The 20287-nt window shown below is 68.5% G+C and carries 22 protein-coding genes and 1 tRNA gene; 10 read left to right on the top strand and 13 right to left on the bottom strand.

The features are described from left to right. Positions 1-87: 87 nt before the first annotated feature. The 5 genes from msrB to ACZ1I5_RS21030 all read right to left on the bottom strand — a co-directional run bounded on the left by msrB (position 88) and on the right by ACZ1I5_RS21030 (position 3667). Positions 88-510, bottom strand: a complete 423-nt coding sequence (gene msrB, locus ACZ1I5_RS21050) for a peptide-methionine (R)-S-oxide reductase MsrB (RefSeq protein WP_465171182.1) — start codon at positions 508-510, stop codon at positions 88-90. Positions 511-515: 5 nt separating this feature from the next. Next, a complete protein-coding gene (locus ACZ1I5_RS21045; RefSeq protein WP_465171181.1) occupies positions 516-1646 on the bottom strand; it encodes an NAD(P)/FAD-dependent oxidoreductase in 1131 nt (376 codons plus the stop codon). Then, positions 1625-2311, bottom strand: coding sequence for a methyltransferase domain-containing protein (locus tag ACZ1I5_RS21040; protein ID WP_465171180.1), 687 nt, complete (start codon positions 2309-2311; stop codon positions 1625-1627). The genes ACZ1I5_RS21045 and ACZ1I5_RS21040 overlap by 22 nt, the downstream gene beginning before the upstream one ends. After that, positions 2308-3384 carry a type III polyketide synthase gene (locus ACZ1I5_RS21035; protein WP_465174018.1) on the bottom strand — a complete coding sequence of 359 codons (1077 nt, stop codon included), beginning with the start codon at positions 3382-3384 and terminating at the stop codon, positions 2308-2310. The genes ACZ1I5_RS21040 and ACZ1I5_RS21035 overlap by 4 nt, the downstream gene beginning before the upstream one ends. Before the next feature lie 196 nt (positions 3385-3580). Then, positions 3581-3667 (bottom strand) — tRNA-Leu (locus ACZ1I5_RS21030). A gap of 115 nt (positions 3668-3782) precedes the next feature. Between ACZ1I5_RS21030 and ACZ1I5_RS21025 the strand changes: the two genes are divergently transcribed. Then, positions 3783-5171, top strand: coding sequence for an MATE family efflux transporter (locus ACZ1I5_RS21025; protein WP_465171179.1), 1389 nt, complete (start codon positions 3783-3785; stop codon positions 5169-5171). On the opposite strand, the gene ACZ1I5_RS21020 is transcribed toward ACZ1I5_RS21025, so the two are convergent. Next, positions 5122-5874 (bottom strand): MJ0042-type zinc finger domain-containing protein, encoded by a 753-nt coding sequence (locus tag ACZ1I5_RS21020; protein ID WP_465171178.1) that lies wholly within the window; start codon positions 5872-5874, stop codon positions 5122-5124. The genes ACZ1I5_RS21025 and ACZ1I5_RS21020 overlap by 50 nt on opposite strands. 175 nt (positions 5875-6049) lie before the next feature. Here ACZ1I5_RS21020 and ftsE point away from each other — a divergent pair, with 175 nt between their 5' ends. Genes ftsE through ACZ1I5_RS21000 form a run of 4 tightly spaced genes read left to right on the top strand, consistent with a single transcriptional unit; the run spans position 6050 to position 8863 of the window. Then, complete coding sequence (gene ftsE, locus ACZ1I5_RS21015; RefSeq protein WP_465171177.1) at positions 6050-6757, top strand: cell division ATP-binding protein FtsE; 708 nt, start codon at positions 6050-6052, stop codon at positions 6755-6757. Next, positions 6754-7647 carry a cell division protein FtsX gene (locus tag ACZ1I5_RS21010; protein ID WP_465171176.1) on the top strand — a complete coding sequence of 298 codons (894 nt, stop codon included), beginning with the start codon at positions 6754-6756 and terminating at the stop codon, positions 7645-7647. The genes ftsE and ACZ1I5_RS21010 overlap by 4 nt, the downstream gene beginning before the upstream one ends. After that, positions 7644-8180 carry a YdcF family protein gene (locus ACZ1I5_RS21005; protein WP_465171175.1) on the top strand — a complete coding sequence of 179 codons (537 nt, stop codon included), beginning with the start codon at positions 7644-7646 and terminating at the stop codon, positions 8178-8180. The genes ACZ1I5_RS21010 and ACZ1I5_RS21005 overlap by 4 nt, the downstream gene beginning before the upstream one ends. Continuing rightward, positions 8177-8863 carry a lysophospholipid acyltransferase family protein gene (locus ACZ1I5_RS21000; RefSeq protein WP_465171174.1) on the top strand — a complete coding sequence of 229 codons (687 nt, stop codon included), beginning with the start codon at positions 8177-8179 and terminating at the stop codon, positions 8861-8863. Before ACZ1I5_RS21005 ends, ACZ1I5_RS21000 begins: the two co-directional genes overlap by 4 nt. 2 nt (positions 8864-8865) lie before the next feature. Here the strand turns inward: ACZ1I5_RS21000 and ACZ1I5_RS20995 are convergent, their stop codons facing one another. Further along, positions 8866-9774 (bottom strand): prephenate/arogenate dehydrogenase family protein, encoded by a 909-nt coding sequence (locus tag ACZ1I5_RS20995; protein WP_465174017.1) that lies wholly within the window; start codon positions 9772-9774, stop codon positions 8866-8868. Between the two features lie 89 nt (positions 9775-9863). Here ACZ1I5_RS20995 and ACZ1I5_RS20990 point away from each other — a divergent pair, with 89 nt between their 5' ends. The 5 genes from ACZ1I5_RS20990 to ACZ1I5_RS20970 all read left to right on the top strand — a co-directional run bounded on the left by ACZ1I5_RS20990 (position 9864) and on the right by ACZ1I5_RS20970 (position 14360). Next, positions 9864-11417: a flavin monoamine oxidase family protein gene (locus ACZ1I5_RS20990; RefSeq protein WP_465171173.1), complete on the top strand. Its 1554-nt coding sequence runs from the start codon at positions 9864-9866 to the stop codon at positions 11415-11417. Between the two features lie 176 nt (positions 11418-11593). Beyond that, a complete protein-coding gene (gene metX, locus ACZ1I5_RS20985; protein WP_465171172.1) occupies positions 11594-12712 on the top strand; it encodes a homoserine O-acetyltransferase MetX in 1119 nt (372 codons plus the stop codon). Continuing rightward, entirely contained in the window at positions 12709-13137 is a 429-nt protein-coding gene (locus ACZ1I5_RS20980) for a GNAT family N-acetyltransferase (RefSeq protein ID WP_465171171.1), read from the top strand. The genes metX and ACZ1I5_RS20980 overlap by 4 nt, the downstream gene beginning before the upstream one ends. Before the next feature lie 163 nt (positions 13138-13300). After that, on the top strand, positions 13301-13888 hold the full coding sequence (gene metW, locus ACZ1I5_RS20975; RefSeq protein WP_465171170.1) for a methionine biosynthesis protein MetW: 588 nt from the start codon (positions 13301-13303) through the stop codon (positions 13886-13888). A gap of 61 nt (positions 13889-13949) precedes the next feature. Continuing rightward, complete coding sequence (locus tag ACZ1I5_RS20970) at positions 13950-14360, top strand: response regulator (RefSeq protein WP_465171169.1); 411 nt, start codon at positions 13950-13952, stop codon at positions 14358-14360. Here the strand turns inward: ACZ1I5_RS20970 and ACZ1I5_RS20965 are convergent. From ACZ1I5_RS20965 to ACZ1I5_RS20940, 6 genes are read right to left on the bottom strand one after another with little or no spacing between them, the layout of a single operon-like run. Further along, on the bottom strand, positions 14347-15894 hold the full coding sequence (locus ACZ1I5_RS20965; RefSeq protein ID WP_465171168.1) for a sensor histidine kinase: 1548 nt from the start codon (positions 15892-15894) through the stop codon (positions 14347-14349). The two genes, ACZ1I5_RS20970 and ACZ1I5_RS20965, sit on opposite strands and share 14 nt — an antisense overlap. A gap of 23 nt (positions 15895-15917) precedes the next feature. Continuing rightward, entirely contained in the window at positions 15918-16460 is a 543-nt protein-coding gene (gene ssb / locus ACZ1I5_RS20960; protein ID WP_465171167.1) for a single-stranded DNA-binding protein, read from the bottom strand. A gap of 10 nt (positions 16461-16470) precedes the next feature. Next, positions 16471-18330: a ferrous iron transporter B gene (gene feoB / locus ACZ1I5_RS20955; RefSeq protein WP_465171166.1), complete on the bottom strand. Its 1860-nt coding sequence runs from the start codon at positions 18328-18330 to the stop codon at positions 16471-16473. Between the two features lie 12 nt (positions 18331-18342). Continuing rightward, positions 18343-18597: a FeoA family protein gene (locus tag ACZ1I5_RS20950; RefSeq protein WP_465171165.1), complete on the bottom strand. Its 255-nt coding sequence runs from the start codon at positions 18595-18597 to the stop codon at positions 18343-18345. Between the two features lie 51 nt (positions 18598-18648). Beyond that, entirely contained in the window at positions 18649-19311 is a 663-nt protein-coding gene (locus ACZ1I5_RS20945; protein ID WP_465171164.1) for a COQ9 family protein, read from the bottom strand. An 18-nt stretch (positions 19312-19329) separates the two neighbouring features. Next, positions 19330-20259 (bottom strand): DMT family transporter, encoded by a 930-nt coding sequence (locus ACZ1I5_RS20940; protein ID WP_465171163.1) that lies wholly within the window; start codon positions 20257-20259, stop codon positions 19330-19332. Positions 20260-20287: the final 28 nt, after the last annotated feature.

Here is a 20287-nt window from a genome sequence, read left to right as displayed (position 1 = left end):
GGGATAGGCTCTATTGAGGAAGCAAACAAGCGGCCTGCGCGTGAGCATGTGGTGCAGGCGCGATGAAGCGCGGGTGAACTGATTTCGTCAGGCGACCGAGTCGCCACCGTTTTCCGGCGTGCGACCGCGGAAATCGAGGCTGAGCGAGTTCATGCAGTAGCGCAGGCCGGTCGGCGGCGGGCCATCGGGAAAGACATGCCCGAGATGCCCGTCGCAGCGGGCACAACGTGCCTCGGTCCGGATCATGCCGTGGCTGACGTCGCTATGTTCGGTGACGCGTTCGGGTGCGATCGGCCGGGTGAAGCTGGGCCAGCCCGATCCCGACTCATATTTATCGGCGCTGTCGAACAGCGGCGTGGCACAACCGGCGCAGCGATAGATGCCGTCGGCCTTGTTGTTGGTGTAGCGGCCGGAAAAGGCGGGTTCGGTGCCGGCCTCGCGCAGGACATGATATTGTTCGGGGCTGAGCCGCTTGCGCCACTCGCCCTCGGAAAGAGTGAACTGATCCATGGTCCTCAGCTTTCCCGCGCGGCGGCGGGGCGGTCAAGGTGCGAATGGTTGATCCGGGTCAGCCGCGCGACAACATCGATCAGCAGCGGCATGCTTCGCGCGACCGGGACCATTGTGGCGGCCATGCCGGGGCGTTCGGCGAGGGTGCGAATCAGGCCGGCAAGACCGATCGGCCGGGCGAGGTCGCGGGCGAGCCGATGCTGGAAGGAAATCGCGGCCGCCGCGCCGCCGCCTTCATGGGCCCGCGCGGCGCGGACGCCGCTTGCGATGGCGATGCCCATGCCTTCGCCGGCCAGCGAGGGAATCACACCGGCCTGGTCGCCCAGTCGGAACAGGCCCGCCACGCCCTCGCGGACGCGCCAGCCATAGGGAATGTTGGCGACCGCATCGATCGTCTCGCCGCCGCGGCGCCAGACGAGCCGTTCGGCCAGTCTCGGCGATTCCGCCGCGAGCGAATCGAGCAGCCGCTCGGGGTCGCCCGACTCGGCCAGGCGGGACCGGTGGACCGCCATGCAGCAATTGGCGCTGCCATCCTCTTGCAGCACGATTCCCATATAGCCGCGGTCGAACAGATGCAGTTCGATCGCGTCGCCGATCAGCCGGTCGAGTGCCGGCGCGGGGGACAGCCGGATGCGCAGGCCCAGGCTCGGATCTCCGCCGCGCGCTTCGGCCGGGCGCGCAAGGCCGCGGATGTCGTGCTTGCCGCTGGCCAGGAACAGCGCGTCCGCCGCGACCGTGCCACCGTCCTGCAGCCGGGCGGTGGTCCCCTCGATTGCCTTGACGGCGACGCCGCGCTCAATGGCTGCGCCGGCGCGTGCCGCCCGGTCGAGCAGCAGCGAATCGAGATGGCGGCGCGACACCCCGATCGCCGGACGCGGCAGGCGCGCTTCCGCCGTCCGCGCGCCGGCGAACAGCCGGACCCGGGTGACGCGGGCCTGGCCGAGCGCGTCGGGCTCGATCCCCAGGCTGCGCAGCGAGTCGAGCGTCCGCCAGCTGAGGAAACCGCCACACAGCGCGTCGCCGGTTTCGCGGCTGCGCTCAACCAGCAGATGCGGGATGCCCGCGCGGGCAAGCAGGATCGCCGCGCTCGCCCCTGCCGGCCCACCGCCGACGATCAGCGCAGGCGTTCGACGCACAGCCTGAAGGGAAAGGCGCGGTAGATGCGGGCCTCCACCCCAGCCTCGGCAAGGATCGGCGGCCATTCCGACGGCCGATAGGACCGGGCGATCGACAGCGTGCCGTCGAGTCGCACGATCCGGTGCCAGCCCGCGATCCGGGCGAGGATCGGGAAACCCCAATGCGCGAAGCCGTGGCGGTGGAGATCATTGACCAGCCAGCCGCGCCGGGTCTCGCTGTCCATGAAACGGAGAAAGGCGATCAGCTGAGCATGAGTCATGTGATGCGCGACCAGGCTCGAGACAACGAAATCCCAGTTGCCGCCGGCAAGGCCGGCATAGTCGCCGGTGACGTAGTGGATGCCTAGATCGGCGGGCGTATGAGCGGTCGCGGCGAGCGCGCTGCGCGGGTTGAGGTCAACGCCCGTCAGGTCGGCGGCGAGGCCCCGCTTCCGCGCCCAGCGCGCGATCCGGCGGAGCATGTCGCCGTCGCCGAAACCCACATCGAGCAGGCGGAAGGAGGTCATGCCCCGCGTCGCGCGGGTCAGGAAATCGAGTGTCGGGCGCCCGGCCATGGTGACGATATTGACCTTCGCGAGGTCGCCCACGACCTCGGCATAGGTCGCCGGGTCGAGGTCGTCGGCGTCCATCAGCTCCTCGGCGATGGCCCGGGTCGCGAGGCTCATGCCGCGCTCCGGAAGCCGAAACCCTCGGCGGCGAGGCCGGGGCCGAAAGCAAGCGCGACGCCGTCCCTGACCGGCGGACCTGCCAGCAGCCGCGCCAGCACGAACATCAGGGTGGCGGAGGACATGTTGCCATTGTCGGCCAGCACGCCGCGGGAGGCGGCCAATGCTTCCGGCGACAGGCCAAGGCTGTGTTCGACCGCGTCGAGGATCGAGCGTCCGCCGGCATGGACCGCCCAGCCATCGATCTCCCCCGGCGCACGTCCGCCGGTCGCGGCCGAAGCGAAACGGGGATCGGCGAGGCCGGCGGCGATCCGGCCGGGCACTTCGCCCGACAAATGCATCGCAAAGCCGCTGTCGGTCACGTCCCAGCGAATCAGGTCCTGCGAATCGGGCAGGGTGGTGGCGAAGGGCTGGCCAATCATGAAACCCGTCGGTTCAGCGGTGACCATCGCCGCGGCGGCGCCGTCGCCGAATTGCAGCATCGCCAGCAGCGGCTCGACCGCGCTTTCCGCCTGGAGGTGGAGCGTCGAGAGCTCCACGCACAGCACAAGCACCCGCGCGTCGGGCTCGGACCGGACGATGTGACGCGCCGTCCGCAGCGCCGCGACCGCCGCGTAGCAGCCCATGAAGCCGATCAGCAGCCGCTCGGTGGAGGCCGGCAGGCCGATCCGCCGCGCGATGATCTGGTCGACACCGGGCGCGACGAAACCGGTACAGCTGGCGACGACGAAATGCGTGATGCCGGCGATCGGCCGCTGCGCGGCGAGCGCTTCGATCGCGGCGATGCCCAGCGTCGGCGCCTCCTCGGCATAGAGTCGCATGCGCTCGGCGGTGCCGGGCAGATGCGGCTTGGCATAAAAGCCCTCGGCTGAAACCGGCGATCCGCCGCCATTGGTACGCCTCAAGACCGACCAGCGATGCTCGATGCCCGATCGTCCCGCCATGCGCGCAAACAGCTTCGCGGCGCGTTCATCCTCGATCCGGCCCTGCGCCCAGGCGATGAAGGCGTGGTGGATGTCGTGATCGGGGACGGCAGTGCCGATCGCATTCAGATAGGCGGCTTCGGACAAGATCGGCTTTCGAGGAGCGCGAAGGGATCGCGCTTTCAGTTGCACAACGCCACTCTATCGTGGACGATCCGTTGACGCCAAAGCATTATACGAAGGTTCGGGGCCGGCCAAATCGGCCGGGTCGACCATGCCGGAGAACGGGAAAGGGACGGACAAATGTCCGTCCCCGCCGATCAGGGTCTGGCCCTGCAGAAGAAAGTGGTGCGGCCGAGAAGACTCGAACTTCCACGGGCTTTCGCCCACAACGACCTCAACGTTGCGCGTCTACCAGTTCCGCCACGGCCGCACGTGAAACACCGCCGGACAAGCCCCGGCAGCTGGTAGGGGAGCGCCCCTAGCAAGGCATTGCGGCAATGGCAACTGCTCTATCCCGCACAGCGTTCGATCGCTAGCAGGGCGCGATGCCCGGCTCGCCCCTCTCCTATCCGATCGGTGACGAAACGCGGCGAATCCTCGGCCTTGCCTGGCCGGTGATGCTGACCAGCCTCAACTGGACGATCCTCCACGTCACCGATGTGGTCGTGGTCGGGCTGGTCGGCACGGAAGAAGTCGCGGCCCTGGGCGCGAGCCGGTCGCTGACCTTCGTCGCGATCGTCGCCGGGCTCGCGGCCTTGTCCGGGGTGCTGGTCCACGCCTCGCGCGCTGACGGCGCGGGCGATCTCAGGCGCACCGGCGCGGTGCTGCGCGAGGGCCTGTTGCTCGCGCTGGTGCTGGGCAGCCTGGCCGGGCTGGCGCTGTTGCTCTTTGCCGCGCCGATGCTGGCTGGCATGGGGGTGGCGGATGCGCTGGTCCCCCGGGCGGCGCGCGTCGTCCAGGTGATGGCGCTTTGCTTTCCGTTCCAGCTGATCATCGTCGCGGCCAGCTTCTTCCTCGAAGGGGTCAGCCGTCCGCGCCGGGTGACGACGGTCAATCTCGCGATTCTCCCGCTCAATGCCGTACTCGCCTGGGCGCTGTCCGGCGGTCATCTCGGGCTGCCGGCGCTGGGCGCGGTCGGGGCGGCGGCGGCGACCGCGATCGCGTCGGCGATCGGCGCCTTCGGCATGATCGGCGCTGCCTGGACCTTGCCGCGGGCGACGCTGCGCGGCGTGCACGACCTCTCGCTCGCGGCATGGCGGGGCGTCCCCGCCGGCGCGGTACGGCTGGCGGCGTTCGGGGTGGTGCCGGCGATCGCGTCGGGGCTCGAGCTGGCGGGCTTTTCGATCCTGATCGCGCTGTCCACCCGGCTCGGCGATGCGGCGGCCCATGCCTTCCAGATCGTGTTCGCGATCCACAACGTCACCTTCTCCGTCGCGCTCGGCCTGGGATCGGCGACGGGCGTGCGAGTCGGCAATGCGGTCGGCGAGGGCGTGCCGCGCCAGGCCCTGCCGCGCACGGTGATCGCCGCGTCGATCGCGGCGCTGCTCACCGCGCTGCTCGCCCTGCTGCTGGTGATCGGGCGCGCCGGTGTCGTCGCGTTGTTCCCGGCGACGGGCGAGGTGCACATGCTGGCGCTGGCGATGGTGCCCTTATGGGCGCCGTTCATCCTGTTCGACGGGGTGCAGGTGGTGTTTGTCTATGCGCTGCGCTCGCTCGGCGACCAGGTCGTGGCCGGGGCCAACAGCATCATCGCCTTCTTCCTGGTGACGGGCGGGGCGGGCTGGGGGTTGATCCATCTCGGATGGGGCCTGACCGGGCTGGTCTATGCGTCGGGCATCGGCATGGTGGCGGCGACCTTGCTCCACGGCGGTCGCTTCGCCCTGGTCAGTTGGCGGATTCGCCGGAAAAGCTCAGCACCAGCTGCTTCGAATTGACCGGCACGTCGAGCTTCGCGCTGTTGAACTCGACCGAGCCGTGCGGGGCCAGCGACATCGTTTCCGGCCGGATGACCCAGCTATAGACCAGCCGTTTCTGGGCGTCCTTCAGCTCCACCCGGATATCGGGGACGCGCTGGCGCTGGTCCGTCGGGTTCACCACCTTGCCGCTGATCGCGAACATCTCGCTGCCATTGGCGAGGTGGCGGCGGTCGATCGGATTGTTGACGATCCTGAGCGGCGTTTCCGGGGTGACGATCGGCAGGCCGAATTGCTGGGCGAGCCCCGGTGCCCCGAGATAGAGGATCGCGGCGGCCCCCGCCAGGATCGCCAGACCCGCCACGAGGGCGGCCAGGATCCAGCGCTGCGCGCTGCTGCGGCGCCGGGTGAAGGGCGGCTGGTGCGCGAAGGCATCATAGTCGGGCGCGGTGCCCGGCGGCGCGATGTCGACGTCCGGTTGAATGGGGGCGTGAACGGCGGGTTGAACGGGCGGCACGGCGGCAGCGGCGCGGGCCGGGCCGCCGGGGGCGAGGCGCGGCGCCGGCGCGTCGGCCGCTTCGGCGCGCGCGACCAGATCGAGCACCTGGCCCGGCTGGAACCAGCTATGCTTGCAGCTCGCGCATCGCACGGTCCGGCCTTCGGCACCGATCGCTGAATCGGGGACCATGTAGCGGGAATGGCATTGAGTGCATTCGAGGATCATCTTGGCCGCTTCCGGCGCTGCGGAGGGCGCCGCGCCTGTCCCGAATCTAAGCACGCACCAGCGCGTCGTGGCAAGCCTTTCGGGCGAGGGCGCTCATGCCCATGCTTGTGGCGCGCGCCCGGAACGTGCGATGGCGGGCCGGGGCATCAGTCATGAAGCGAGCGTTGCGCCGGTAATGGCGAATATCGTCCAGTTCGAAAATGTTGGGCTGCGCTACGGCACCGGCCAGGAGACGTTGTCCGACGTCAGCTTCACGCTGTCGACCGGCGCCTTCTATTTTCTCACCGGCACGAGCGGCGCCGGCAAGACCTCGCTGTTGAAGCTGCTCTACCTCTCGCAACGCCCGACCCGGGGGATGATCCGGCTGTTCGGCGAGGACGCGGTGACCCTGCCGCGCAAGCGGCTGCCGGGTTTCCGGCGGCGGATCGGGGTGGTGTTCCAGGACTTCCGGCTCGTCCCGCACCTCTCGGCCTATGACAATATCGCGCTTCCCCTGCGCGTCTCCGGCGTGCCCGAAAGCGATATCGAGGCGCCGGTGCGCGAGATGCTCGCCTGGGTCGGCCTGTCCGACCGGGTCAAGGCCAGGCCGCAGACCCTGTCGGGCGGCGAGCAGCAGCGCGTGGCGATCGCCAGGGCCGTGATCGGCCGGCCCGAGATCCTCGTCGCCGACGAGCCGACCGGCAATGTCGATCCGGACATGGCGGAACGCCTGCTCCACCTGTTCGACTCCCTCAACCGTCTCGGCACCACGGTGGTCGTCGCGACGCATGATTTCCATCTGCTCAGCCGCATCCCCAATGCGCATATGATGCGGCTCGACAAGGGGCGCCTGCTCGATCCCACCGGATCGCTGCGCTTCCCGCCGCCGGCGGAGCCCGCATGAGCGTCCGGCTGATTTCCTCCTCCGCCGATCGCCGCCTGCTCGACGCGCGCCGGGGCACGCGCGCAATGATTTGGATCATGGCGATCATGCTGTTCCTCACCGTGCTCGCGGCCGCGCTGGGCCTCGGCACGCTGAGCGCCGCGAAGGGGCTCGACCGGCAGCTCGCCGGGCGGCTGACGGTGCAGATCGTCGAACCGGGCGACCGCGCCCGTGACGATCAGACGAAAGAGCTACTGGCTGCGCTGCGCCGCCTGCCCGACGTCGCGCGCGCCGTCGAGGTTAGCCGTGCCGAACTGTCGCGATTGCTCGGACCCTGGCTCGGGGCGGACGGGGCCGATCCCGATCTGCCGATGCCGGCGATGATCGATGTCGACCTCCGCGCCGCCAGCGACGCCGCCACCGCCCGGGTGACGAGCGCGGTGCGCGCGGTCGCGCCGGCGGCCCGGGTCGACCGGCACGAACGCTGGATGTCACCGGTCAGCGATGTCATGACCATGGTCACCTGGCTCGCCGTCGGGCTGGTTATGCTGATCGCCGCCGCCACCGCCGCCGTCGTCATCCTCGCGGCGCGCGCCGGGCTGGAGACGCATCGCGACACGATCGAGGTGCTGCACATGCTGGGGTCGACCGACGCACAGGTCGCGCGCCTGTTCCAGCAGCGGATCGCGCTCGATACGTTGCTCGGCGGCGCGTTCGGGACGCTGGTCGCCGCGGGGATCGTGCTGCTGGTCGGGATGCAGCTGGCGGCACTGGGATCGGACCTGCTGGGGGAGATGCAGCTGTCGACGAGCGACTGGTTTCTGCTTGCCATGCTGCCGCTCGCCTTTGCCCTCCTCGCGGCCCAGGCGGCGCGGTTCGCGGTGCTCGGCGCGCTGAGGCGAATCCTGTGATCATCCGCACCCTGGGCGTGCTGGCGCTGCTTTGGGCACTGGGCTTCGGGCTGTTCCTGCTCGCCATGCCCAAACCGCTCGACCATTCGAAGACCGATGCCATCGTGGTGCCGACTGGCGGTGCGGGCCGGATCGACCGGGGCATCGTGCTGCTCAAGGCCCATGCCGCGAAACGCATGCTGGTGACCGGCGTCGCGCCCGAAGTGCGGCCGGTCGAGCTCGCCCACGAATATCGCGAGGCGCCGTCGCTGTTCGCCTGCTGCATCGATCTCGGGCGCGAAGCGGTCGACACGCGGTCCAATGCCGAGGAGACGGCGGCCTGGGTGAAGCGGCACGGATATAAATCGGTGCGGCTGGTCACGTCGGACTGGCACCTCGCCCGGGCACGGCTGGAACTGACCAACGCGCTGGACGGCGATGTCGTGGTGCTGGGGGACGGCGTGCCGAGCCATCCGCGCTTCGGCCTGCTGGTCGCCGAATACAACAAGCTGCTGCTTCGGCGCGTGGCGCTCTGGCTGGGGATCGGGACATGAGCTGGCTTCGCACGATCCTGTTCATGATCGTCTTTTACGGCCTTTCGGTGCCGATCGTGCTGCTGACCCCGATCACGGCGCTGTTCGGCCGCGAGGCGCTGATCGTCCACACCCATTTGTGGACGAAGCTCCATGGCTGGGCGACCGAGCACATCCTGGGCATCCACCGCCGGGTGGAAGGCACCATGTTCGCGTCCGGTCCGGTCATCTATGCCGCCAAGCACCAGGCGATGTACGAAACGCTCGAGCTGGGCCGCCTGCTGCGCACGCCCGCGATCGTGATGAAGCAGGAACTGGCCTCGATTCCGGTCTGGGGCTGGGCGGCGCGGCGTTACGGCGTCATCGTCGTCGATCGCGAGGCATCGGCGGGCGCGCTCCGGCGGATGGTGCGCGAGGGCCAGGCCGAGCTGGCGCTGGGGCGCTCGATCCTGATCTTTCCCGAGGGCACCCGCGTGCCGCCGGGCGAGCAGCCGCCGCTGCGGGCGGGTTTTGCCGGCCTGTACCAGATGCTCAAGATACCCGTGATTCCGGTCGCGATCGACAGCGGCAAGGTCTGGCCCAAGCACGGCCCCAAGCTGCCCGGCGTGGTGACCTTCCGCTTCGGCGAGCCGATTCCGCCGGGGTTGCCCCGCGCCGAGGCCGAGCGCCGGGTGCACGAGGCGATCAACGCGCTCGACAGATAGGATCAGTCGTGGGTGCGGCCGAAATCGGGCGCGGGGTCGTCCTGGCCCTGCTCGATGATACCGCGCCGGATCGCCCGGGTCCTGGTGAACAGGTCGAACAGCTCGTCGCCCTTGCCCCAGCGGATCGCGCGCTGCAGCGCCGACAGGTCCTCGGAAAAGCGCTGGAGCATGTCGAGCACCGCCTCGCGATTGGCGAGGAACACGTCGCGCCACATCGTCGGGTCGGACGCGGCGATGCGGGTGAAGTCGCGAAAACCGCCGGCCGAATATTTGATCACTTCGCTGCGGGTGACCTCTTCCATGTCGGAAGCGGTGCCGACGATGGTGTAGGCGATAAGGTGCGGCAAATGGCTGGTGATGGCGAGCACGCGGTCGTGATGGCCGGGCTCCATCGTCTCCACCTCCGCGCCCAGCCGTCGCCAGAATTCGCTGACGCGCTCGACCGCGACCGGATCGGCGCCCTCGGGCGGGGTGACAATGCACCATCTTTTGTGGAACAGGGTGGCGAACCCGGCTTCGGGCCCGCTGCGCTCCGTGCCCGCGACGGGGTGCGCCGGAACGACCGTCGCGCCGGGCAGCGCCTCGGCCAGGGCGCGGACGACATCCTCCTTGCACGATCCGACATCGCTGACGACGGCATCGGCGGGCAGGTCGGCGGCGATCTCCCTGCCCACCGCGCCCATCGCCCCGACCGGCACGCACAGGATGACCAGGTCGGCATCGATCACTGACGCGCCGGCGGTGTCGGTGATGTCGTCGAACAGCTGGAGCCGGTCGGCGATCGCGCGCACCTCGCCATCGGCGTCATGGCCGGTCAGCCGCACCGTCGGCATCTGGGCGCGCACGGCGCGCGCGATCGAGGAACCGATCAGGCCGATGCCGATGATGGTGACGCGGGCGAAGGGAAGCATGGGCGTCCGCATGGCTCATGGCTTGCGCCAACGCAAGCTGACGCTCGATCGCGTATCTGTTACGGAGGCGACGAAGCGAGGGGATGATCATGCGGGGCAGCACGGTTTTCTGGCAGGCACTGGAATCGGCGCGCCGGATGAATCTGGCGGCGGCGGGGGAGAAACCGCCGGTCGAGGGCGCGCCGGGCATGAGCCGGCGCGCGCTGCTCAAGGCGATCGGCGCGGCCGGCCTGGTCGCCGCGGTACCACGCCCGCTTCGCGCCGCGCCCATCCATGGGCCGGTCGCGATCATCGGCGGCGGTATCGCCGGGCTGACGGCCCTGTGGCATCTCGCCGAGGCCGGCGTCGACGCACGCCTTTATGAGGCACGCCCGCGCCTCGGTGGGCGCATGTTCACGCACCGTCCGGCGGACGGCGTGCCGATGGAGATCGGCGGCCAGCTGGTCAACACCGACCATGACGACATGCACAAGCTGGCCAAGGCGTTCGGCATCGGCCTGATCGACCGCAAGGCCGAGGCGCACCGCACCATCGTGCTCGCCAACGGCGCCGTGCTGTCGACGGCGGTACTCGCCGAGGCGTTGCGCCCCATCGCGGCGCAGATCGCGCTGGATTCGGCTCGGCTCGACAAGGATTATGACCGGACGGCGCGCGAACTCGACCGCCTCTCGATCGCCGGATATCTCGACCAGCATGCCGAAAAATTGCCGGTGCCCTGGGTCCGACAGCTGATGGAGGCGACCAGCCGCACCGAATATGGCGTGGAGCCGGGCCAGGCTTCGGCGATCGAGCTGGTGTTCAACCTGCCGACCGTGGATGGCGAACAGGTCGATGTGCTCAGCCATAGCGACGAGCGCTATCTGATCGAGGGCGGCAGTGGTGCGCTGATCGCGGCGATGCAGGCGAAGCTCGCCAGCCGCATCGAGAACGGCAAAAGGCTGTTGCGGATCGACGCGCAGGGCGCCGGGGCGCGCCTGACCTTCCTCGACGGCACCGCCGCCAGCGCCGGGGCCGTGATCGTCGCGGTGCCGGCGCCGCTGATGCGCCAGATCGATTTCCACGTGCCGCTGCCGCCGCTGTGGCGCCGGTTCATCGCCGAGGTGGAGCTGGGCCATAACGAGAAGGTCCAGGCGGTCATGACGTCGCGCCCCTGGGAGGGGCCGATGGGGCGCGGCGGCGAACTGTGGCAGACCGACGCCTCGGCCGGTGCGGCGCTCGGCTGGGACGGCGGCATTCGCCCGGCAGCCGATGCCGGCAGCGTGTGGACCTGGTTCCTCGGTGGCGACGAAGTCAGCGCGGCCGATGCGATGGACCCCGGCCAGCTCGCCCGGCGCTTCGCCACGATGGCGGAAGGAGGCGTTCCCGGCTTCGGCGCGGCGATGAGCGGCGTGGTGCGGCGTACCGGCTGGCACCGTGATCCGCTGACGCTCGGCGCCTATGTCAATTTCCGGCCGGGCCAGCTCACCCGTTTCGGGGAACTGATCTGGGTCGAGGGCGAAAGCGGGCCGAGGCACCATGCGCTGTCCGGCCGGCTCCAGTTCGCCGGCGAGCATCTGTCGGATGCCTATCCGGGCTATATGAACGGTGGCGCGCAGACCGGCCGGATGGCGGCCCAGGCGATCATGGCCGCGCAGCACGCCTGAACAGCAGAGCCTGAACGCCAAAGCTTGAATGGTGCCGCGTCGCGGCCTAACGCACTTCCTCCGTTCGCCCTGAGCTTGTCGAAGGGCTGTTCTTCTATTCGACGCAGGAAAAGCAGTGCTTCGACAAGCTCAGCACGAACGGGTCGGGGAATTGGCCGTCGGTTTGCGGAAATCAGATGACGGCTGATCAACGTTTCGGTCTGGATCGCCATGTCACCCTGCCCGGGCCGTTGAAGCTCGATGGCGGCGCGCTGCTGTCGCCGGTCGATATCGCGTACGAGACCTATGGCACGCTCGACGCGGACGGCGGCAACGCGATCCTGATCTGTCACGCGCTGACCGGTGACCAGAATGTCGCGAGCAACCATCCGATCACGGGCAAGGCCGGCTGGTGGACCCGGCTGGTAGGGCCGGGAAAGCCGGTCGACCCCGATCGTCATTTCATCATCTGCAGCAATGTGCTCGGCGGCTGCACTGGCTCCTCGGGACCGGCGACGGTCAATCCGGCGACCGGCAAGCCCTGGGGGATGAGCTTCCCGGTCATCACCATCCGCGACATGGTGCGCGCGCAGGCGATGCTGCTCGACCATCTCGGCGTCGACAGCCTGGCGGCCGTAATCGGCGGATCGATGGGCGGCATGCAGGCGCTGAGCTGGTCGGCGACCTTCCCCGAGCGGGTGAAGGCAGCGATCGTCATTGCCTCGGCGGCACGCCATACGGCGCAGAATATCGCCTTTCACGAAGTCGGTCGCCAGGCGGTGATGGCCGATCCGAACTGGCGCGGCGGCGACTATTACGAGAATGGCGATCCTCCCGCAGCCGGGCTCGCCGTCGCGCGCATGGCCGCGCACATCACCTATCTGTCGGAAGCCGGGCTGACCGAGAAATTCGGCCGCCGCCTGCAAACGCGCAGCGCCAAGAGCTTCGGCTTCGACGCCGATTTCCAGGTGGAAAGCTATTTGCGGCACCAGGGGATCAGCTTCGTCGACCGGTTCGACGCCAATTCCTATCTCTATATAACCCGCGCGACCGACTATTTCGATCTCGCGGAGGAACATGGCGGCCTGCTCGCCAATGCCTTTCGCGCGAGCACGGCGCGCTTCTGCCTGATCAGCTTCGACACCGACTGGCTCTACCCCACGGCCGAATCGCGGTCGATCGTCCACGCGCTCAACGCGGCGGGCGCGCCGGTCAGTTTCGTCGAACTCAACAGCCCGTTCGGGCATGACGCCTTCCTGCTCGATTCGCCCGGCATGAACCGGGTGATCGACGGCTTCCTGAGGGCGGGCGCATGACGACATTCCGCCTGTCGACCGATCGCGCCGAGATGCAGGCGGACGCGATCCATGCCTATCTCGTCACGAGCTATTGGGCCGCCGGCATTCCGCGTGACGTGGTGGAACGGGCGATCCGCGGCTCCTTCTGCATCGGTGCCTTCGACGGCGACGCGCAGATCGGCTTCGCGCGCGTTGTCAGCGACGGGGCGACCTTCGCGTACCTCGCCGATGTCTATGTGCTCGAACCCTATCGCGGCCAGGGTATCGCGCGCGCGATGGCGGCGGCGCTTCAGGCGCTGCCCGATCTTCAGGGGCTGCGGCGCTGGCTTCTCGCCACGCGCGACGCGCATGGCGTGTACGAGACGCTCGGCTGGGAGCGGGTGACCGATACGGCGCTGTTCATGCAGCGCCATCGTCCCGACGTGTATGGGGCAACGACATGAGTCCGCGCTTCGATCCTTCTTTCCCTCTCCCCCTGTGGGAGAGGGAAGGGGCCTACGCCGAAGGCGTGGGAAGGGTGAGGGGGACACTCGCGAGCGTCTCGAACCTCATTCCCCCTCATCCGGCGCTTCGCGCCACCTTCTCCCACAAGGGGAGAAGGAAGAAATGAGCCTCCGTCCCGATCTCGCGATCATCGCCGACAATGTCGCGCCGGGCAGCCGCATTCTGGATGTCGGCTGCGGTGATGGGGCATTGATGGCCGCGCTGCGCGATGGAAAAGGCGTCGATGCGCGCGGGCTCGAGATCGACGCGGGCAATGTCGCCGCCGCGGTCTCGCGCGGACTGTCGGTGATCCAGGGCGACGCGGATTCGGACCTGGCGGGCTATCCCGAGGCCAGCTTCGACTATGCGATCCTCAGCCAGACGCTGCAGACGACGCGGCGCCCGGACGTGGTTCTCGATCATCTGCTCCGGATCGGTCGGCGAGCCTTTGTGTCCTTCCCCAATTTCGCGCACTGGCGCGGGCGCACCTCGCTGATGTGGGGTGGGCGGATGCCGGTGACCCGGCTGCTGCCCGAACAATGGTACGACACGCCCAATATCCACCATGTCACGATCGACGATTTCCGCGCCTTCGTGAAAGGCCGCGGCATCACGGTCGAGGGGGCGTGGTTCCTCTCGGGCGACAAGCGCACGACCTCGGCAGCGGCCAATTTCTTCGCGGAACATGCAGTATTCCTGCTGAAGAATTGATTTCGATCAGGAACTCTTTGGTGCCGTCAGGTGTTCGCGGCAGGAAACCTTAGAGGAATCCATGCCGACTACCGCCCTTATCGTTGAAGACGAGATCTTTGTGGCGCTCGATCTCGAGCGAATCCTCACGGATGCCGGCTATCATGTGAAGGCGATCGCGGCTGATCGCAGCGGTGCGATCGAAGCCGCCGACGACTGTCATTTCGCCTTGGTCGACGTGAACCTGCGCGACGGCCCGACCGGGCCCGATCTCGCCGCCACGCTGGCGCGGGATTACGGCGTGAAGGTGATTTTCGTGACCGCCAACCCGGCCCAGATCGGCGCGGGCGAAGGCGCGCTCGGCTATATCCGCAAGCCCTTTTCGGAGGCGGCGATCCTGGCCGCCGCGGCGATGGCCAGCGCCGGCACGCCGCATGGCGCGGCGGCCAATGACGATCTGGTGCTGCTGGACCGCGACATCAGCGGCGGCTGAACGCGCGCGCCGGCACCTTTATCGTCACCACCAGGCCCTCCGGCCGCCAGTCGCGGTCGATCGTGCCCCCCAGCTGCCGTACCGCGCTCATTTCCATCAGCTGCGATCCGAAACCCGTCATCCCGTCGGGTGACGTCACCGCAGGCCCGCCGCTTTCCCTCCAGCGCAGGACCACGCCCGCCTCCCCGGTCGCGATGTCGAGGAAGATTCGGCCGGTGTCGTTGACCAGCGCGCCATATTTGGTCGCGTTGGTCGCGAGTTCATGGAACAGCAGGGCGAGCGGTGTCGTCGAACGATCGTCGATCTCCACATCGCTGCCGCTGATGACGATGCGTTTCTGATTGGCCGACTGATAGGGACGAAAAAGCTCGCCCAGCAGGCCATGCAGGCTGTCCTGCGCTACCGCCGGCCGTGACTTCGCGCTGTGCGGCCGGACGAAATCATGCGCCCGGCCGAGCGCGGTGATCCGCGCACGCAGATCCTCGGCAATACTCGCCAGTTCGGGCTTGGTCCGCGCGGCGAAGCCGACCAGCCCGGCGATCACGGCGAAGATGTTCTTGATACGGTGGCTCAGCTCCTGCGCGATCACTTCGCGCTCCTCGCTGGCTTCCTTCTGCTCATGGATATCGGTGCAGGTGCCGAACCAGCGCACGATCGCATCCGATTCGTCGCGTAGCGGCAAGGCGCGGCCGAGCGTCCAGCGATAGTCGCCATCGGCGCGGCGCAGACGATATTCGATCTGATAGGGATCGCCCGTCGCGAGCGAATGACGCCAGGACTCCCAGGCGCGGGGCTGGTCTTCGGGGTGGAACATGCCGTTCCACTGCTCGCCGTCGGTCGACCCTTCGGGCATGCCGGTAAACTCGTACCAGCGTGCATTGTAATAATCGTGATAGCCGTCGGGCAATGTCGACCAGACCATTTGCGGCATGGCATCGGCGAGCACGCGGAAACGGTGTTCGCTTTCGTTGAGCGCGCGGCTGGCGGCGCTCTCGCTGGCGCGCCAGGCCGCGGCGTCGCGACTGTCGCGCAGACGCGCCATCACCGCGTCGGCCAGGGTGGCGAGCCCCTGATGCTGCAATGACGTCAGTCCGTCACGGGGGTTGGTGTCGATCACGCACAGCGCGCCGAGCGGTACGCCGTCATCCGAGAGCAGCGGCACGCCGGCATAGAACCGGATGAACGGCGCGCCGATGACCTGCGGATTGTCGGCGAAGCGGGGATCGCGCGTCGCGTCGGGCACCACCATGATGCCCCGCGCCCGCATTGTGACGGTGCAGAAACTCGTCTCGGGCGGGCCTTCGGGCGCGTCATAGCCGGTGCGGGCGATGAAATGCTGGCGGTGCCGGTCGACCAGATTGACCAGGGCGACCGGCGCCGCGCACAGCGCCGCGGCGAAATCGGTGATCCGCTTCAGCTCCTCGCTGTCGCGCAGCGATTCGATGTCATGCGCGGCGATCGCGCTGTCGCGCACCGTCTCGTCGATCGTCCCGGTGGATGGTGCGGCCGACCGGGCCGATGGTGTCTCGCTCATGAACCGATGAACGCGCGAAACGCTCAGAAGGGCACGTCGTCGTCGAGATCGTCCGCAAAGCTGCTGCTGCCGCGATTGGCGGGCGCGCCGCCGCCACGGCTCGCGCCGCCTCCATAGCCGCCCGACGATCCGCCGCCGAAATCGTCATTGCCGCCGAAATCGTCGCGCTGGCCGCCACCATAGCCGCCGCCGCCCGAACCGCCGCCGCCACCGGGCGCGCCGTCGAGCATGGTCAGCACGGAGTTGAAGCCCTGCAGCACGATTTCGGTCGAATATTTGTCCTGGCCCTGGGCGTCCTGCCACTTACGGGTCTGCAGCGCGCCTTCGATATAGACCTTGCTGCCCTTGCGCAGATAGCGCTCCGCGACGTTCGCAAGACCTTCGTTGAAGATCGCGACCGAATGCCATTCGGTCTTTTCCTTGCGCTCGCCGGTGTTCTTGTCCTTCCAGGTATCGGAGGTGGCGATGCGCAGGTTCACCACCTTGCCGCCGTTCTGGAAGGAGCGGCTCTCGGGGTCGCGCCCCAGATTGCCGACGAGAATGACCTTGTTGACGCTGCCCGCCATATGCTTCTTCCTACAAACCGAGTCCGATAGCGGCCCAATAGGTCGCCCCTGCAGCGATGTAGGCGAGCGCGAACAAATAGCCAACCATGAACGCCGGCCATTTCCAGCCATTGGTCTCGCGTCGGGTAACCGCGATGGTCGAGATGCACTGCGGCGCGAAGACGAACCACATCAGGAAGGCGAGCGCCGTCGGCAGGCTCCAGCGGCCGCGCAGGCGATCCGCCAGCCTGATCTTGCCCGCCACATCCTCGGGATTGTCGATCGAATAGACCGTGGCGATCGCGCTGACCGCTGCCTCGCGCGCCGCCATGGCGGGCAGCAGGGCGAGGGCGATGTCGTGATTGAAGCCGATCGGTTTCACCACCACTTCGATGCCCGAGGCGATGCGCCCGGCGATCGAATAATCGCTCTGCCTCTGTCCGGCCGGGGCGACCGGATAGCTCGCCAGCGCCCAGAGCAGCACCACCGTCAGCGCGATGGTGGTGCCGGCGCGCTTCAGGAAGATGAGTGCCCGGCTCCACAGGCCGATCAGCACGTCGCCCAGCCGCGGCCATTGATATTTCGGCATCTCCATCATGAAGCCGGACGAGGCGCCTTTGGTCACGGTCCGCCGCAGCACCAGCGCGGCGACGAACGCCCCGACGATGCCGAGCACGTACAGGCCGAACATCACCAGCCCCTGCAGCCCGACGAACGGCAGCACCTGGGTGTTGGGAATCAGCGCGCCGATGATCAGCGTATAGACCGGCAGCCGGGCCGAGCAGGTCATCAGCGGCGCGATCAGGATAGTGGTCAGCCGGTCCTTCTCGTCGTCGATCGTGCGGGTCGCCATGATGCCGGGTACGGCGCAGGCGAAGCTCGACAGCAAGGGGATGAACGCACGGCCGGACAGGCCGACATGCGCCATCAGCCGGTCCATCAGGAAGGCGGCGCGGACCATATAGCCCGATGCCTCGAGCACCAGGATGAAGGTGAACAGGATCAGGATCTGCGGCAGGAACACCACCACCGCGCCGACGCCGGCGATCAGCCCGTCGACGACGAGCGAGCGCAGGAATCCGCCGGGCAGTTCGCTGCTCGCCAGGGTGGAAAGCCAGGCCATGCCCGCTTCGATCCAACCGATCGGCGCCTGGGACCAGGCGAATACCGACTGGAACATGACGAACAACAGGCCGAGCAGCAGGATCGGCCCGACCACCGGGTGAAGCGCGATCGCGTCGAGCGCATGGCCCCAGCGCCGCGTTGGCGTTTCGGACACCGTCGCCGCCACTGCGATGGTGCGGGCGCGGCGCTGCAGGGTGACGATGTCCTCCTGCATGCGCCCGTCGCCTGCGCGCAGCGGCGTGGCCGCGCCGTGCACCAGGATGTCGCCCAGCCGCGCCTTGAGATCTTCCAGCCCGCGGCGCCGGACCGCGACGGTCGGCACCACCGGCACGCCCAGCTCGCGCGACAGCCGTTCGGGATCGAGGATCAGCCCGTCGCGCTCGGCCAGGTCGAACATGTTGAGCGCGACCACCACCGGCAACCCGAGCGCGATCAGCTGGAGCGTGAAGCGCAGATGATTGTCGAGATTGGCGGCATCCACCACCACCACCAGCGCATCCGGTAGCCGCTCGCCCTCCTGCGTGCCGGTCACCACGTCGCGCGTGACGCGTTCGTCGGGGCTGGACGGATCGAGGCTATAGGCGCCGGGCAGGTCGACCAGCTCGACCGGACGGCCGTCGGGCAGGGCGAGGCGGCCCGAATGCCGCTCTACCGTCACGCCGGGATAATTGCCGACCTTCTGGCGCGCACCGGTCAGCGCGTTGAACAGGGCACTCTTGCCGGCATTGGGATTGCCGACCAGCGCCACCAATGGCGCAGCGTTCATGGGATGCTCAATCTAGCCGGCGATGGGGGAAACATGGATCGCGCCCGCCACGGCGCGGCGGAGCGCAACGGTCATCCGGCCGATGCGACAGGCGATCGGGCCCTTGCCCAGGGTCGCGCGGTGCAGCACCTCGACGCCGACGCCTTCGTCGAAGCCAAGCTCGCGCAGGCGCCGTGCCTCGGGCACGCTCAACTCGGTCCAGGCGATCGCGGCGACGGTCGCGCGTTGCCGATGCGGCAATGATTCGAGGCTGAGGGGCGTTGACACCAGTCCGCAATAAGGCCGTTGCGATTGATTATCAATAACCAGTCGCGCGATTCACACGACCGGGTAACGGAGGCGTCCGATGAAGCGCGACAGGCTCGGCCGGTGCTCGGTGCGCGCCAGGAAACCGGCCTTGGCCTTTTCGAAGCGCATGATCCCCTCGATCCGCCGGCCGAGAAAGGCGCGGGTGTCGGCCCAGCCATCGCTGTCGTCGTCGAGGAACACGGTCAGCGTCGCGGCGTAGACGCCCGCCAGGATGGTGCGCTTGGTATAGTGATTATAGTCGGTCGCGGCATCGCCGGCCGCGCGCCACATCAGGTCGGCCGCGCGCCAGCCCAGCGCCGCGCCGCGCACGAGATTCTGCGGCATGGCGAGGATCGCCAGCGCCCGGCGCAATGCTTCGCGATTGGGCGCGGCCTCGGCGAGGCGGGCCTCGACCAGCGCGGTGATCTTCGCGCGGATCTTCATCGTGGCGAGGCGCTCGGGCGGCAGTGCGGCGGCCATCGCCGCGTCGATATCGGCGAACCAGGCATCGATCATGTCGACCGCGCCGCCGGGAAAGGCGACCTTCGCCACGTCACGGTCGACGCCGGCCGACTCTGCGGCGGCGTCGCGCGCGGCGTCGTTCCAGCCGTCGAACGCGGCATTGGCCGCGATCAGCGGCGCCAGTGCCGCGCGAATCTCGTCGAGCGTCGGGTCCTTGGGCAGGGCAGCCATCATGCGTCTCCTCGCCCCCTATCTAGACCCGGCCCGTGCCGGCGCAAGCGGCGCCGGCCTGTCGCGCACCAGCACCAGCGCAACCGCGACGAGCACTGCCCCGACCAGGTCGGGCAGGCCGAGCCGCTCCTGATAGACGACCCAGCCGACCGTGGCGGCGACGGCGGGCTGCACCAGCAGCGCGATGCCGACGATCAGCGGCGACATCCTGCCCAGCGCATAGATCAGCAGCCCCTGCCCCAGCACCTGGCTGACCAGCGCCATCGCGATCAGTGGCGCCCAGTCGTGCGGCCAGATGCGCTCGCCCATGGCCAGCGCGATGGCCAGCAGCGGCAGGATGCTGGCGCCCGTCGCCAGGCCCAAAGCCGGCAATGACGCCATGCCGTCGCGGATACGCAGCATGAAGACCAGATAGACGGTGTAGAGCAGGCCGGCGAACAGGCAGAGCAGGTCGCCGACCAGATTCCTCGGATCGAGCTGATAGGATCGTCCCATCAGCAGCGCCGCGCCGATCGTCGCAAGGGCGAGCGCGATCCCCTGCATCCGGGTCGGCAGCGCGCGTGCCGCGAGAAAGCCATAGACCGGGAAGAACAGCGTCGCGGAATTGCCGAACAGGGTCGCATTGGCCAGGGTCGTCTTGAGGATGCCGATATGCCAGGCGCCGAGATCGGCGGCGAAGCAGATTCCGGCCAGCACGAACAACAGGCCCAGCCCCCTGCCGATGCGGTGCGGCCGCCCGCCGCCCGCGACGGCGGCGGCGAGCAGGATCGGCGTCGCCAGCGTGATGCGCCAGAAGGCCGAGGCGACCGGCCCGGTATCCGCCATGCGCACGAACCAGGAGCCGAAGGCGAGCATGATATTCGCAGCAATCAGCGCGGCAAACGCCAGCCGCGGAGAGCCCGGACTTTGTGCTGCGACAGTTTTTCTTGGAGAGGCGGGCTGGTGCATGCGGCCCCTTAGCGTTCTATGTCTGGCG

The sequence above is a fragment of the Sphingomonas sp. BL-S-30 genome (genome assembly GCF_055521475.1).
The sequence above is the reverse complement of the archived record's forward strand: the minus strand, read 5'-3'. Positions and strand labels throughout refer to the sequence as shown.

Excerpts from the sequence above, each read along its gene's own strand:
- msrB (WP_465171182.1), bottom strand. The coding sequence starts at position 510 with ATGGATCAGTTCACTCTTTCCGAGGGCGAGTGGCGCAAGCGGCTCAGC.
- ACZ1I5_RS21040 (WP_465171180.1), bottom strand. The coding sequence starts at position 2,311 with ATGAGCCTCGCGACCCGGGCCATCGCCGAGGAGCTGATGGACGCCGAC.
- ACZ1I5_RS21025 (WP_465171179.1), top strand. The coding sequence starts at position 3,783 with ATGCCCGGCTCGCCCCTCTCCTATCCGATCGGTGACGAAACGCGGCGA.
- ACZ1I5_RS21020 (WP_465171178.1), bottom strand. The coding sequence starts at position 5,874 with ATGATCCTCGAATGCACTCAATGCCATTCCCGCTACATGGTCCCCGAT.
- ftsE (WP_465171177.1), top strand. The coding sequence starts at position 6,050 with ATGGCGAATATCGTCCAGTTCGAAAATGTTGGGCTGCGCTACGGCACC.
- ACZ1I5_RS21010 (WP_465171176.1), top strand. The coding sequence starts at position 6,754 with ATGAGCGTCCGGCTGATTTCCTCCTCCGCCGATCGCCGCCTGCTCGAC.
- ACZ1I5_RS21000 (WP_465171174.1), top strand. The coding sequence starts at position 8,177 with ATGAGCTGGCTTCGCACGATCCTGTTCATGATCGTCTTTTACGGCCTT.
- ACZ1I5_RS20995 (WP_465174017.1), bottom strand. The coding sequence starts at position 9,774 with ATGCTTCCCTTCGCCCGCGTCACCATCATCGGCATCGGCCTGATCGGT.
- ACZ1I5_RS20990 (WP_465171173.1), top strand. The coding sequence starts at position 9,864 with ATGCGGGGCAGCACGGTTTTCTGGCAGGCACTGGAATCGGCGCGCCGG.
- metX (WP_465171172.1), top strand. The coding sequence starts at position 11,594 with ATGACGGCTGATCAACGTTTCGGTCTGGATCGCCATGTCACCCTGCCC.
- ACZ1I5_RS20980 (WP_465171171.1), top strand. The coding sequence starts at position 12,709 with ATGACGACATTCCGCCTGTCGACCGATCGCGCCGAGATGCAGGCGGAC.
- metW (WP_465171170.1), top strand. The coding sequence starts at position 13,301 with ATGAGCCTCCGTCCCGATCTCGCGATCATCGCCGACAATGTCGCGCCG.
- ACZ1I5_RS20970 (WP_465171169.1), top strand. The coding sequence starts at position 13,950 with ATGCCGACTACCGCCCTTATCGTTGAAGACGAGATCTTTGTGGCGCTC.
- ACZ1I5_RS20965 (WP_465171168.1), bottom strand. The coding sequence starts at position 15,894 with ATGAGCGAGACACCATCGGCCCGGTCGGCCGCACCATCCACCGGGACG.
- ssb (WP_465171167.1), bottom strand. The coding sequence starts at position 16,460 with ATGGCGGGCAGCGTCAACAAGGTCATTCTCGTCGGCAATCTGGGGCGC.
- feoB (WP_465171166.1), bottom strand. The coding sequence starts at position 18,330 with ATGAACGCTGCGCCATTGGTGGCGCTGGTCGGCAATCCCAATGCCGGC.
- ACZ1I5_RS20945 (WP_465171164.1), bottom strand. The coding sequence starts at position 19,311 with ATGGCTGCCCTGCCCAAGGACCCGACGCTCGACGAGATTCGCGCGGCA.
- ACZ1I5_RS20940 (WP_465171163.1), bottom strand. The coding sequence starts at position 20,259 with ATGCACCAGCCCGCCTCTCCAAGAAAAACTGTCGCAGCACAAAGTCCG.